Origin of the sequence: Pseudodesulfovibrio hydrargyri (genome assembly GCF_001874525.1) — a bacterium.
Taxonomy (GTDB): domain Bacteria; phylum Desulfobacterota; class Desulfovibrionia; order Desulfovibrionales; family Desulfovibrionaceae; genus Pseudodesulfovibrio; species Pseudodesulfovibrio hydrargyri.
On record NZ_LKAQ01000004.1, the window covers coordinates 706,345 to 720,141 of the forward strand.

Sequence of the window (13,797 nt, forward strand, 5' to 3'; positions counted from 1 at the left end):
TTTTTTTTACCGCAGAGATAACCGGTTATGTCCGAGAAGTCCAAGGCCATACTGCTCATGGCGGCCACGGCGCTCATCTGGAGCTCCGGGGGGCTGGCCATCAAGCTGGTCCAGTGGAATCCCATGGCCATCACCGGGGTGCGCAGCGCGCTGGCCGCGGCCACCCTGGCCATGCTCTTCCGGGGACGGCTGACGTTTCGCTTCAATCGGGTGCAATGGGCTGCGGCGTTGGGGTACGCGGGGCTGCTGGTGACCAATGTGGTGGCCACCAAGCTGACCACCTCGGCCAACGCCATTCTGCTGGCCTACACCGCGCCGGTCTACGTGGCCCTGCTCGCGCCGTGGCTGCTCGGGGAACGCACGCGTCCCTCGGACTGGGCGTTCATCGCGGTGACCGTGGGCGGCATGGCCCTGTTCTTCCTGGACCGGCTGTCGGCCACCGGGCTGTGGGGCAACGTCGTGGCCGTGGGCACCGGCCTCTCTTACGCGGTCTTCACCTTGTGCATGCGCTCACAAAAGGACGCCTCGCCCGTGGAGTCGGTCATCCTCGGCCACGGGCTGACCGCACTGGCCGGGCTGCCCTTCATGTTCACCGCCCCGCCTCCGGCCGAGGCATGGCTCGGACTGCTCTACCTCGGCGTCCTGCAACAGGGGGTGTCCCTGGCCCTTTACGTCTGGGCCATAAAGCGGCTCGGCGCGCTGGAGGCGATCCTGATCATGATGCTCGAGCCGATCTTCAACCCCGTGCTCGTGGCCGTGGGCTACGGGGAAATGCCCGGCCCGTGGGCAGTGGCAGGGGGCGTGGCGGTCATCGGAGCCGTCACCCTGCGCGGCGTGCTTAGCGCGCTCAGGCGGCCTACTTTTTCGCCCCCCGGCCGTTGACGCCGCTTTCGGCCCGGGCGCCGTCCTTGTCGCCGTTGCCGTTGACCGCCCCGTTGATGATCAGGGCCTTGACCAGCCGGGTGGGATCGATGACCACCAGCAGTTCCTTCTGCTCGCTGTGCAGCTCGGGCTTGATGATGCAGTCCACGTATCCCTTGCTCGAATCGAGCATGGAGTTGGCCTTGTCCACGCGGTCCATGCAGATCTCCGGGATCTCGCCCAGGGCGTCGACCACGATGCCGATGTGGGCCGAATCCGCCCGGACCACCACGATGGGCGCGTTGGGGTCGAACCGGACCGGGGCCAGGCGCAACTGGGTGCGGATGTCGATGACCGTGATCAGTTCGTCGTTGTACACGAACTTGCCGATGACATAGTCCGGCGAACCCGGGATGGTGGTCAGCCCCTCTGAGTTGACCGCCTCGTCCACGTGCACCGCGTTGATGCCCAGCCACTTGTCGCCGATGTAGAAGGTCGCCAGTTCGATGCAATCCATGCCGCTGGCCCGCTTATGGCTGACGCCCACGCCGATCTCGCGGCGGCGGACCACGGTCTTGGGCTTTTCCGAGACCTCGGCCAGGGGCACGAAGACCATGGCCACGACGTCGTTGACGTAGCCGTCGTCGACCTTGTACTCCCGGTAGCCCGCGCCGACCCGGGCCCCGACCGCGTAGTAGGAGCCGTCGAACTCGATGATCCTGGAGGTGCCCTTGCCCCGGGGCAGCCGCTGGATGGCGTCGTCCACGCTCAGGGTGTCGCCCACGGCGAAGCGGTCGCCGGTACAGCTGATGACCCGCCCCTTGCGGTCCGTGAACACGCCGAAGCATCCTTCCAGGACCTCGCCCTTCTCGCCGCGCGGCAGGGAGTCCAGGAGCATCTCCCGGAACTGCGGCTCGCCGTCGAAGACGATGCCGATGCCGCCGACCACCCGGCCGGGCCGGGCGATGTCGGTGATGGCCGCGCCGTAGATGTAGGTGTGCCGCCCGTCGTAAAGCCGGGTGGATTCGAACGGGGACACGGCGTAGTCCTGGGAGCCCTCCAGTGAGAGGGTCCACTGGCACAGGTCGTCGGACAGGGTGGTGCCCACGATACGCGCCTGGGACGGATCCGAGACCGCCAGGATCGTGCCTCGGGCGTCGTAGACGAACAGGTTGGTGTACACCGTGTACAGCCCGTTGATGTAGGCCAGGATGGAGCCGATGGTCTCGGCGTCCAGGGTGGAGATCTCGGGCTGGGACAAAATCTTGCGGAAGGCCGAGGTCAGGGCCCACCAGCGGCAGTCGTTGGCCCGCTCGTAAAGGTTGCGGTCCATGATGTCCACGGCCAGGGCGGCCTGGAACTCCACGTCGTTGAGAATGCCGGAGACCACGGTCTCGTGCAGGTTGCCGATGGACTGCTCGAAGACCATCTTGGTCCGTGCGCCCGCGTCCGAGATGTTCCACAGCAGGACCTTGGACTGCGCGTCGCTCTCGCGCACGTTGCCGTTCCAGACCGTGCGCTCCAGTTCGCGCTGGATGTGCTCCGCCTGAAGCGGGATGGAGCGCAGCTTTTCGGAAAAGAGCCTGGGGTCGTTCATGACCGCCTCGAGGATCGCCTGGTCCACCCGCTGGTGCAGCCCATCCGAGCCGGACTGGTTGAAGGCGTGCTCCAGCGGAATCATCACGTGGCCGTACCAGCCCAGGCCGTAATAGCCCTGATACCCCTTGGTGGAGCAGGTCTTGGCCAGGTACTGCCGCCCGGCGAACCGGGTGACCTTGAACTTGGCCTCGGCGTCGAAGTCGAGCACCGCGCCCAGGGGGATGTGGTACCCGTCGCTGCTGGCGATGACCCGGCCGGTCTTGTCCAGCAGGGTCATGACCGACCAGTCGTTCTCGCTGCCCAGGTTGCGGAAGACCCCGTCCATCTCGTTCTGAAAGCGGAAGCACAGGCAGAGCACGCCCAGCGGGGCGGAGTCGGCCGAGTTGGTCTCGGTCACGCGGTAGGCGTAGATGAGCGAATCCCCCTGGTCCGCGAGCAGGTCGCTCTTGCGGAAGACCTCCACGTACTCACTGGACGTGGTCAGGGACTCGGCCACCAGCGGGTCGGACGAGACGCGGATGTCGTTGGCCCGGTCCAGCTGGGCGACCACCCGCCCTTCGGTGTCCATGAGGATGATGTTGAAATACACTGAATACTTGGCCACGTACTCCTGGAACCGGGCCGCGATGCGTTCCACGTGCCCCTCGCGCACGGCCTCCAGCTCCCGGGCCTGTTCCGAGACCGGGTCGAGCTCGGCCAGTTGGGCCTCAAGCCCGGCCTCCACCCGGAGGAACTCGCGGATGTCGTCGTCCGTGGCCAGAAAGCCAATGTCGGCCGTGCGCTCGAACAGGTTGCGGATGACGATGTCCACGGCGACCTGCGCCTTGCCCGCGATCTCCTGGACGGTCTTCTTGAGCGTCTCCAGCCCGAGCTGGCTGAGCAGCTCCGAGGTCAGCCGGAGGAAGCCGTGCCGGGTACCGGTCATATCCGTGCCGGTCCCGCTCATTTGACCAAGTATAGTCAATAAATCCCATTGGTTACCAAGATTATGGAGTTCCTCGCGATAGCCCTCCACATCGGCCATGTGGTTGATCAGCCCGGCCAGTTCGGCCGGAATTTCGACATCCTTGTATTGAATCCCGTTCGACACAGTCCATCTCCCTCACTGTATTGACAAAAAAAGCATCACCCGCCTTTCACATTCCGATATTATCGATGAAAATATGCATTTTCGTAATCGCTCCTACCATTCTTCTCGAAATCCGTCCATGGCAATACCCGACCCCGGGCGACAATATAAAGCCCCGTAACATTCCGGACGGACGCCGGGCGCAAAAAAAAGGGAACCCCGCCGCAGCGGGGTTCCCGGTTTTGTCCGTGTGGGCCGTCGTACCGTCCGGCGGCTACTCCTTGAGGTGCCAGACGCCCTGGTCGTCGCGCCAAGCCTTGGCCATGATGGTGTCGCCGTCCTTCTCGTCCTTGATGTAGACGTCGCGGTAGACCTTCTTCTCGGCCATGTACGGCGGGCTCGGGGTGGCCGTGTAGCTGGCCCCGGTGTCCGGGTTGGTCCAGGCGTGCGGCTGGTCGGACCTGCCGGTCTCCAGGGTCTGCTGGACCTGGGCCTCGTCGTGCTTGTCCCATTCGTTGCCGACGATGTAGCCGACCAGGGTGCCGACGCCCGCGCCCACGGCCGCGCCGAGGAGCTTGTTCTTGAACGTCAGGGCGCCGATGGTCGCACCCGCCAGGCCGCCGACGCCGGCGCCCTGCTGGGCCTTGTTGGCGCAGCCGTAGCCCGCGGCCACGAAACAGACCAGCAGCGCGGCTATCAGTACTTTCCTCATGGCTATTACCTCCATGGAATTAAAGTGCTTTGCGAAACCTCGCCGGACCAGGCAGAGAGGCCGGGCCGGTTCATTCCAATGTGCCCTTTGCGGCCCGGCTTGTCCAGTACGGAAACCTTAAGCCCATGTGGCGGAGCCCGCCCACCGGGCCTTGCATATCGCGCGTTTTCGGGCTAGAGAAGCCTTTCCCGGTCCGCCGGGAACCATATCATACATAAGGAAGACGGAAAGACTATGATCAAGATCCGCAAAGACGACGGTCCCTTCGAGGACCGCCCCCGCAGGGACGCCGGACAGGGCGCTCCCGACAATACCCCCCGATACGACAACGACCGCCCGCAGCGCGACGAGAAACGCGGTCCGCGCAAGTTCGACAAGCGCGGCCCGAAACGGGGCGGACGCGACTTTTTCGGGCGCAGGCCCGAGGCCCCGCCCGTGGACGACGACGCGCCGTCCAAGTCCGAGGTGGTCACCGGCCACCGCTACAACGACATCGCCGACATCGACGACCAGATCCTGGGCCTGCTCGAGAAGCGCGCCTTTCTGATTCGCAAGGAAGGGGCTTGGCGCAAGTCCCGGCAGAAGTCCCTGGTGGACCCCCAGTTGGAAAAGCTGCTGCGCGGCGCGTTCGACCGCTCGGCGGGCCGGTTGGGCCTGGACGCCAAACTGACCAAGCAGCTCTTCACCCTGCTCAACCAGTTTTCCCTGGCCGACGCGCGCAAGAAGTTCGAAGGCGAGGGCTACAAGCTCGCCCCGCGCGTGGAGCCGGTTTCGGCGGGCATCGCCGGTCCCCGCTCCTTCCGCTTCACCCGGATGATGCTGGCCATGGCCGCGTCCGCCGGTGCGCGGGCGACCCTTTCCCCGGTGACCATGAACGCCCCGAACAAGGACCTGGCCAAGGCCCTCAAGCAGGTCGGCGCGCCCATCCACTGGGACGACGACTTCATCCGCAACGACGGCGGCCGGACCCTGGAGTTCGAGGGCAACATGGCCTTTGTCGGCGAGGACAAGTTCAATTTCTACATGCTGCTCTGCCTGGCCCTGGGCCACGCCGGGCGATGCAAGTTCACGGGCAAACCCTCCCTGCAGCTGCTCGACGCGGCCTCGCTGAACAAGGTGCTGCCGTCGCTCGGCGCGCGGGTCGTGCCCATGAACCCGAACAACCCCGGCCTGCCCGTGCGCCTGGAATGCGGCGGAGCCATGGACGAATCCGTGACCCTGCCCGGCGGCATCGACCCGGACTTCGCGGCCGCCCTGACCCTGGCCGCCTGGTCCTTCCCAGGCGGGCTGACCGTCAAGGGGCTGACCGCGCAGGCCCGCGACCGGGTGGCCGAGGCCGTGGCCGTGCTTACGGCCTGCGGCATCAAGGCGGAACTCGGCAAGGACTCGGTCAGCGTGTCCGACGGCGTCCCGGCCATCGACCCGCAGCCGCAACTGCCCCTGTCCGTGCCCCTGAACGCCATGCTCCTGGCCCTGCCCGTCCTGAGCGGCGGCCGTATCAACCTGGAAGGGGCCTGGCCCAGAAACGAGCAGGCCGACCGCGTGCTCGAACAGCTCAGAGCGCTCGGCCTGCGCGTCGACGTGGCCACCGAGAACGTGGTGGCCGTCATGGAGAACGAGTTGCCCGAATCGGCGGACATCCCGCTGGGCGCGTCCCCGGACCTCATGCCCCTGGCCCTGGCCCTGGCGCTCAAGGTGGGCGACGCCCGGTTGTCCGGCGCGGACAACGACGTGGCCGTGGAGCTGCTCGACCGCATGGGCGCGAGCTACGAGATCGACGGCGACGTCATCCATCTCAAGCCCGGCAACCCGCAGTGGGACGGCACCTGGTTCAGCCCGGAACCGGTCTGGTCCATGGGCTGCGCCCTGGCCGCCTTCGCCGTGCCCGGCATCGTGCTCGAGAATCACGGCGAGGTGACCGCCACCTGGCCCGAGTTCTGGAACTTCTACAACTCCCTGCCCACCGGCAAGATGAAACCCAAACCGGAACGCGAGAAGAAGGATGACACGAGAAGACGAATCAAAATCCGGTGACAAACGGCTGAGCGACGACATCAACGTCCTTGAGGCGGAGGTGGCGCAGCTGACCCTGGAACTGGAGCGGACCAAGCACGCCGTCCGGCGGCTGCGGGACGAAGAGGACCCGGCCAAGGGCGTGTACCGCCACGAGGAGATCTTCCGGGCGCAGCAGGACAAGCTGCGCCTGGACGTGGAGATCCAGTTTCGGACCAACAAGATCAACCGGATCAAGCTCGGCATCGGGGACATGGAGCCCTCGGAGGGCGTCAAGAACGGTTTTCTGTTCTGACCCCCGCGCCGTTCGCATCATAGGTACAAGGACCAATCCCGAACGGGGCGGGGCCGGGAGGTGAGAGACCCGGACAGGCCGCCCCGAACGGTCACGAGAGAGACCCAACGCATTGTAGGAGAGACCATGGGCAAGAACATCACCCACAAGATCATCGAGAAGCACCTCGTCTCCGGGAGTATGGTTCCCGGCGAGGAAGTCGGCCTGCGCATCGACCAGACCCTGACCCAGGACGCCACCGGCACCATGGCCTGGCTCCAGTATGAAGCCATCGGCATCGGCAGGGTCCGCACGGACCTGTCCGTGAGCTACGTGGACCACAACACCCTGCAGATGGGCTTCCGCAACCCGGACGACCACCGCTTCCTGCGCACCGTGGCCGCCAAGTCCGGCGCGGTCTTCTCGCCCGCGGGCACCGGCATCTGCCACCAGCTCCACCTGGAGAATTTCGCCAAGCCCGGCGCGACGCTCATCGGTTCGGACTCCCACACCCCCACCGCGGGCGGCATCGGGGCCATGGCCATGGGCGCGGGCGGCCTGTCCGTGGCCCTGGCCATGGCCGGCGAAGCGTACTTCATCCCCATGCCCAAGGTGGTCAAGGTCGAGCTGACCGGCGAGCTGACCGGCTGGGCCCAGGGCAAGGACGTCATCCTCGAGTTGCTCAGGCTGCTGACCGTCAAGGGCGGCGTGGGCAAGGTCTTCGAATACGCCGGTCCGGGCGTGGCCTCGCTGTCCGTGCCCGACCGCGCGACCATCACCAACATGGGCGCCGAGCTGGGCGCGACCACGTCCATCTTCCCGTCCGACGAGACCACCCGCGACTTCCTGACCAAGATGGGCCGGGCCGACGACTGGACGGAACTGGTCGCGGACGCGGACGCCGAGTACGACGAGGTGGTGACCATCAACCTGTCCGATCTGGAGCCCATGGTGGCCCAGCCGCACATGCCGGACCAGGTCTGCAAGGTCAAGGACCTGGCCGGGAAGAAGATCGACCAGGTGGCCATCGGCTCCTGCACCAACTCCTCCTACTCCGACCTCAAGAACACCGCCCAGATCCTGGCCGGGCACATGACCCCGCCCGAGACCGACCTGATGATCTCCCCCGGCTCCAAGCAGGTCCTCAAAATGCTCTCCCGCGAAGGGCTGATCGAACCCCTGCTGGACGCGGGCGCGCGCCTGCTCGAATGTTCCTGCGGCCCGTGCATCGGCATGGGCGGCTCCCCGGTCTCGGCCGGCGTGTCCGTGCGCACCTTCAACCGCAACTTCGAGGGCCGCTCCGGCACCCAGGACGGCCAGGTCTACCTGGCCTCGGCCCAGACGGCGGCCAAGCTCGCCCTGGACGGCGAGTTCACCGACCCGGCCACCTGGGGCCCGGCGCCCGACCGCGTCTCCCTGCCGGACGACGTGCCGTCCATCCGCGACCTGTTCGTCTTCCCGCCCGAGGACGGCTCCTCGGTGGAGGTCCTGCGCGGACCGAACATCGTGGCCCTGGAGGACTTCGACAAGCTGCCCGAGACCGTGGAGGCCAAGGTCCTGCTCAAGGTCGGCGACAATATCACCACCGACCACATCCTGCCCGCGGGCGCGCAGATCACGGCCCTGCGGTCCAACATCCCGGCCATCAGCCAGTACATCTTCTCCCGCGTGGACGAAGGGTTCGTCTCCCGCATGCAGGAGCACGGCAAGGGCGTCATCCTGGGCGGCGAGAACTACGGCCAGGGCTCCAGCCGCGAGCATGCGGCCCTGGGGCCGCGCCACCTGGGCGTCAAGGCCGTGGTGGTCAAGTCTTTGGCCCGCATCCACCGGGCCAACCTGGTCAACTTCGGCATCCTGCCTCTGTTGCTGGTCGACCCGTCCGACTACGACCGGCTGGAAGAGGGCGTCGACCTGACCATCCCGGCCTCGGAAATCACCCCCGGCGGGACCGTGAACATGGTCGCGGGCAACGGCGCAACCGTTGCGGTCACAAATGATTTGACCGAAAAGGAACTACAGATTATCCAGGCAGGTGGCCTCCTGAACGCCGTTCGGGAAGGCAAGTCCTAAGATCGGCACGACGTTGCCTCCCCTTCGGGGGAGGCAACCTGTTCATCATAGCTATCGGAGCAAAAATGTTAGAAATAATGCGCAACAACGCATCCGGCTGGATCGTCAAGATACTCTTTGCCGTCATCATCTTCATCTTCGTGTTCGCCTTCGGCATGTCCGGGCTGAACAACTCGGGCGACCCGACCGTGGCCACGGTGAACGGCCAGGTCATCTCCCGGGCCGAATACCAGCAGATGTATGAACGCGCGGCGGAAAACCTCCGCCGGTCCAACCCGGACCTGCCCCCTGCGCAGACCAGGTCCCCGGAATTCAAGCAGCTGGTCCTGGGCCAGCTGATCAGCGAGAAACTCCTCCTCGACCAGGCCCAGAAGCTCGGCATCCGCGCCTCGGACCAGGAAGTGGCCCAGGGCATCGCCTCGGTGGCCGCCTTCAAGGACGACAACGGCAACTTCGACAAGCAGCGCTACCTCGCCGCCCTGCAAGGAATCCGCATGACCCCGGCCGAGTTCGAGGCCAACTACCGTCAGGACCTGACCATGCAGCGGGTCAAGGACGCCGTGGGCGCTTCGGCCGACGTGTCCGAGGCCCAGGCCCGCCAGATCTTCGACTGGATCGGCGAGCAGGTCAGCCTCGACTACATCGAGGTCCTGCCCGTGGACTTCCGCAAGGACGTGAAGGTGGACGAGGCCGAGATCGAGGCCTACTACAAGGCCAATCAGGACCGCTTCCAGATCCCGGCCCAGGTCACCCTGCGGACCCTCTCCTTCACCCCGGCCTACCTGGCCAAGTTCCAGGCCGTGACCGACGACGAGATCGCCGAATACTACGCGGCCAACAAGGACGCATTGCAGGAGCCCGAACAGATCCACGCCCGGCACATCCTGGTCACGGTCAAGGACTCCGACTCCGAGGCCGCCCAGAAGAAGGCCAAGGAGCGCATCGACAAAATCTACAAGGAAGCCAGGGCCGGGGCGAACTTCGCCAAGCTGGCCGAAGAGAACTCCGACGGCCCCAGCGCGCCCAACGGCGGCGATCTGGGCTGGTTCGGCCGGGGCGCCATGGTCCCGGATTTCGAAAAGGCCGCCTTCGCCCTGGACAAGGGCGAGGTGTCCGAGCCGGTCAAGACCCGGTTCGGCTGGCACGTCATCAAGGTCGAGGACAAGAAGGAAGGAACCGCCAAGACCCTTGAGGAGGCCAGGGACGAGATCAAGAACCGCCTGGCCGAGGAAAAGGCGTCCGACAAGGCCAACGACCTCCTGGACCAGGCCACGGACCGTCTCGTGTCCGGCATGGCCCTGACCGACATCGCCTCCGAGCTCTCCCTCGAGACCGAGACCACCGATCCCATGCCCGCCCAGTACCTGGCCCAGACCTTCGGCATGTCCGCGGACACGGCCAAGGCCGTGTCCGACCTGGCCCCCGGCACCGCCTACAAGAGCCCGGTGGCCATCAACGGCGGCTACATGCTCGTGGAAAAGGTCGAGGACATCGCGCCTTCGATCATGGCCCTCAAGCTGGTCCGCCAGACCATCGTCAACACCCTCAAGGACCAGAAGGGCGCGGAACTGGCCCAGACCGAGGCCGACAAGATCCATGCGGCCCTGACCGGTCCCGACGCCGAGGCGGCGGCCAAGAAATACGCCGCGCGCATCAAGACCACCAAGCCGTTCAACCGCCAGGGCAACATCCCCGGCCTGGGGCAGAGCCAGCCCCTGGCCAAGGCCGCCTTCGACGCCGAAGACAAGGACTGGCTCAAGCTCGTCTACACCATGCCCGGCGGCGGCGCGGTCGTGGCCCGGCTCAACGAACGCATCCCGGCCTCGGACGCCGACTGGAAGGACCAGAAGCAGTTCTGGCTGGACCAGGCCGGACAGAACTACCGCCGCGAGGCCGTGGCCGCCTTCATGGACGATCTGAGCAAGAACGCCCAGGTCGAGATCGCCCGGCCGGACATCCTGAAATAGGTCCGGCTCGTTGCTGACAAAAAAGGGCTGTTCCTGACGGAGCAGCCCTTTTTTTGTTGCCTCCGGCGGCTGGGGCGCTGCCCCAGACCCCGCCAGGGGACCCTTTGAAAAGGGTTCCCTGGACCCTCCCAAACTTTTTGTGTCGCCTGCGGCGAAAAAGGCAGTGATATTCGGTTTTGGAGCTGCTGAAATGAACGGCACTCCCTTCCGCCCGAAATCGCCAACCGGCCCGCCGGATGCTCTCCCTATCCAGCCCGCCCGCTACCCGGGCATCTTCACGACCGCGTAGAAACCGTTGGACTGGTGCCCGTGCATGGTCTCGTAGACGACCTCTTCGAAGGCCAGGGTCGTGAAGCCGGAGAACAGGGCCTCCATGTGGTTGCGGTCATGGTGGCGCAGGGTGCCGCCGTCGTCCACGTCGAACACGCCGTAGAGGCCGTATTTCTCCTGGCCGAGCTGGTAGCGGTCGAGGTTGCGGCGGTCGCGGTTGAGCAGGAAGTCGTTGACGTAGAGCACGCCGCCTGGCCGGAGCACGCGCCTCAGCTCGAGCAGGGCCTCGGCCTGGGTGCGGGTCTCGAGCATGCAGGTGAAGACCGCGAGCATGACGGCGGCGTCGAAGGTGTCGTCGCCGTACGGCAGGGGACCGCCGGGGTAGGCGGCCAGGTTGAGCTCGGGGTGTTCGGCCAGGCCGCGTTCGACCAGGGGCTCGGAGAAGTCGATGCCGGTCAGGTCGGTGTACCCGGCCGAGGCCAGTTCGGCCATGATCCGGCCGTAGCCGCAGCCGAAGTCCAGTATGCGCGCCTTCGTGTCCGGGACGTGCTCGTTGAACACGTCGAGCCGGAACGGGGTGGTGAAGGTCTTGGCCGCACACTTGTCGGCCCAGTAGCGTTGTTGGTCGGGGGGAATGGGAAAGCTCCTTGCTAGAGGGTCAGCTGGACGGTGTACAGGCCGCGCCCGCGCTGGACGCGCATCATGACCGTCTTCTGCATGCGGTTGCGCAGAAACGCGTTGAGCAGGTCGATGCCCGAACGCAGGCTGCGGTTGCCTATCTGATGGATGACGTCGCCCTGCTTGAGGCCGAGCTTGGCCGCCGCCGAGCCCGGGACCACGCCGGTCACCTCCGCGCCCGTTCCCTGTCCCCGGTCGGCCAGTTCGAACCCCCAGTGGGAGCGCACCAGCTTCAGGGCCATGGCCTTGTCCAGGACCTGGGGTCTCAGGTGCAGGCGGATCGCCTGCCCGTCGCGCAGGGCGGTCAGGTTGACGGACTCGGACTTGGTCACGCTGAACAGCCGGGTCAGGTAGTCGGTCTTGTTGGCCAGGACCCGGCCGTTGAAGGATACGAGCACGTCGCCGGGCTTGATCAGCGCGTCCGCCGCCGGGGTGCCGGGATAGACCTCGGTGACGAGCATGCCGTTCAGGTCCTTGAGATTGAAATAGCGGGCCGCGGCCTGGTCCACGTCCTGGCCGAACAGGCCGAGCCAGATGGGCGAGACGTGGCCGGCGTCGAGGAGCTCGGCGATGACGTGCTTGGCCTTGTTGATGGGGATGGCGAAGCCGATGCCCTCGGCCCGGGCCTGGATGGCGGTGTTGATGCCGATGAGCTCGCCGTTGATGTTCAGCAGCGGGCCGCCGGAGTTGCCGGGATTGATGGCCGCGTCGGTCTGGATGAAGCTGCCGTAGGCCCCGGCGTCGGTCTTCATGGGCCGGTTCAGGGCCGAAACCACGCCGGTGGTCACGGTGTTGGAGTAGCCGAACGGGTTGCCGATGGCGATGACCGTCTCGCCGATGAAGATGCCCTCCGAGTCGCCCATGGAGACCTGGGGCAGATCGTGGGCGTTCTCAAGCTTGAGCACGGCCAGGTCGAAGTCGGCGTCCGAGCCGACCAGGTCGGCCTTGAACTCCCGGCCGTCCTTGAGGCGCACGGCGATGTCGCCGCCCGAGGCGATGACATGGGCGTTGGTCAGGACCAACGCCTTTTTGCCGTCGATGATCACGCCCGAGCCGAGGCTCTGGGAGCGGCGTGGACGCTGGTTATAATATTGCCTGAAGAACTGGTCGAAAAAGGGATCGCCGAAGGGCGAACCGTTGCCCGGGACCGTGGAGGTCACGGTGATGTTGACCACCGAGGGGCTGACCGCTTCCACGGCGCGGACCACCGGGGTGCGGCGGTCGGCGGCCTGGGCGGGGACGGAGGCGAAGGAGAAAAGGGAAAGGAGAAGGAGGAAAAGGGATACGGTACGATTCATGCTACCTGCCTTGGGCCATGGCCCTGAGGCGCGCGATGCGGTCTTCAATGGGCGGGTGGGTGGCGAACAGGGACGCGGCCCTCCGCCCGCTGAACGGATTGACGATGAACAGGTTCTCGGTGACCGGGTTGCCCTCAAGCGGCACCCGCTGGGCGGCCGAGTCGAGCTTGGCCAGGGCGTCGGCCAGGTCGTTCGGGTTGGACAGGCGCGCGCCCGTGGCGTCGGCCAGGTATTCGCGCGACCGGGAAATGGCCATCTGGATCAGGGTGGCGGCGATGGGCGCGAGAAAGGCCATGGCCAGCGCGGCCAGGGGGTTGCCGTTCTCTTCGTCGCGAGAGAAGCCGCCGAAGATGGCGGTGAACTGAAGCATGTTGGCGATGAACACGATGGCCCCGGCCAGCACGGCCGCGATGGTCTGGATGAGGATGTCGCGGTTGACGATGTGGCCGAGTTCGTGGGCCAGCACGCCCTGCAGCTCGTCGGGGTCCAGGATGTCGACTATCCCGCGCGTGACCGCGACCACGGCGTTTTGCGGATTGCGGCCGGTGGCGAACGCGTTGGGCGCGTCCTGGGGGATGAGCACGATGCGCGGCTTGGGGATGCCCGCGGCCTGGGCCATTTCGCCGACCACCCGGTGGATGTGCGGTGCGTCGCCCGGGGACAAGGGCCGCGCCTTGTACATGCGCAGGACTATCTTGTCCGAATACCAATAGCTGCCCACGTTCATGAGCATGGCGAACCCGAAGGCCAGGAACAATCCGGCGCGTCCGCCCATGGCGCCGCCCAGGGCCATCAGCAGGCCGGTGAGCAGGCCCAGAAGCAGCAGGGTTTTGATCTGACTGGTCATATGATCGATATCCTCCGGCAACGCGCATTATCGCGAAACCAGTAGATAGGGATTTGCCCGCAAAGGTCAAGACCCGATGCGCCTCCCTGCCCGCCGCCAAGCGTCGATCCGGCGATTTCCCGTTATAGTATTGAGAAAA

10 protein-coding genes are annotated in these 13,797 nt (G+C 65.9%); 5 read left to right on the forward strand and 5 right to left on the reverse strand.

Going from position 1 to position 13,797, the window contains the following annotated elements; translation table 11 throughout:
* Window positions 1-27: 27 nt before the first annotated feature.
* A complete protein-coding gene (locus BerOc1_RS07710) occupies window positions 28-882 on the forward strand; it encodes a DMT family transporter (protein ID WP_071545138.1) in 855 nt (284 codons plus the stop codon).
* Here BerOc1_RS07710 and BerOc1_RS07715 read toward each other — a convergent pair.
* Together BerOc1_RS07715 and BerOc1_RS07720 are read right to left on the reverse strand one after the other, a co-directional pair.
* The gene (locus BerOc1_RS07715; RefSeq protein WP_084641235.1) at window positions 857-3,550 is read right to left on the reverse strand and encodes a chemotaxis protein CheW; all 2,694 of its coding nucleotides are present in this window, start codon (window positions 3,548-3,550) and stop codon (window positions 857-859) included. The genes BerOc1_RS07710 and BerOc1_RS07715 overlap by 26 nt on opposite strands.
* 253 nt (window positions 3,551-3,803) lie before the next feature.
* Window positions 3,804-4,241 carry a YMGG-like glycine zipper-containing protein gene (locus BerOc1_RS07720; protein WP_071545139.1) on the reverse strand — a complete coding sequence of 146 codons (438 nt, stop codon included), beginning with the start codon at window positions 4,239-4,241 and terminating at the stop codon, window positions 3,804-3,806.
* A 234-nt stretch (window positions 4,242-4,475) separates the two neighbouring features.
* Between BerOc1_RS07720 and BerOc1_RS07725 the strand changes: the two genes are divergently transcribed.
* The 4 genes from BerOc1_RS07725 to BerOc1_RS07740 all read left to right on the forward strand — a co-directional run bounded on the left by BerOc1_RS07725 (window position 4,476) and on the right by BerOc1_RS07740 (window position 10,565).
* Entirely contained in the window at window positions 4,476-6,275 is a 1,800-nt protein-coding gene (locus BerOc1_RS07725) for a chorismate mutase (protein WP_071545140.1), read from the forward strand.
* Window positions 6,244-6,549, forward strand: a complete 306-nt coding sequence (locus tag BerOc1_RS07730) for a hypothetical protein (protein ID WP_071545141.1) — start codon at window positions 6,244-6,246, stop codon at window positions 6,547-6,549. Before BerOc1_RS07725 ends, BerOc1_RS07730 begins: the two co-directional genes overlap by 32 nt.
* 126 nt (window positions 6,550-6,675) lie before the next feature.
* Entirely contained in the window at window positions 6,676-8,598 is a 1,923-nt protein-coding gene (locus BerOc1_RS07735; protein ID WP_071545142.1) for an aconitate hydratase, read from the forward strand.
* A gap of 65 nt (window positions 8,599-8,663) precedes the next feature.
* Window positions 8,664-10,565, forward strand: coding sequence for a SurA N-terminal domain-containing protein (locus BerOc1_RS07740; RefSeq protein WP_071545143.1), 1,902 nt, complete (start codon window positions 8,664-8,666; stop codon window positions 10,563-10,565).
* Between the two features lie 261 nt (window positions 10,566-10,826).
* Here the strand turns inward: BerOc1_RS07740 and BerOc1_RS07745 are convergent, their stop codons facing one another.
* The 3 genes from BerOc1_RS07745 to BerOc1_RS07755 all read right to left on the reverse strand — a co-directional run bounded on the left by BerOc1_RS07745 (window position 10,827) and on the right by BerOc1_RS07755 (window position 13,658).
* Window positions 10,827-11,396: a class I SAM-dependent methyltransferase gene (locus BerOc1_RS07745; protein WP_084641238.1), complete on the reverse strand. Its 570-nt coding sequence runs from the start codon at window positions 11,394-11,396 to the stop codon at window positions 10,827-10,829.
* An 89-nt stretch (window positions 11,397-11,485) separates the two neighbouring features.
* A complete protein-coding gene (locus tag BerOc1_RS07750) occupies window positions 11,486-12,811 on the reverse strand; it encodes a trypsin-like peptidase domain-containing protein (RefSeq protein WP_071545145.1) in 1,326 nt (441 codons plus the stop codon).
* A gap of 1 nt (window position 12,812) precedes the next feature.
* Window positions 12,813-13,658: a zinc metalloprotease HtpX gene (locus BerOc1_RS07755; RefSeq protein WP_071545146.1), complete on the reverse strand. Its 846-nt coding sequence runs from the start codon at window positions 13,656-13,658 to the stop codon at window positions 12,813-12,815.
* Window positions 13,659-13,797 lie beyond the last annotated feature (139 nt).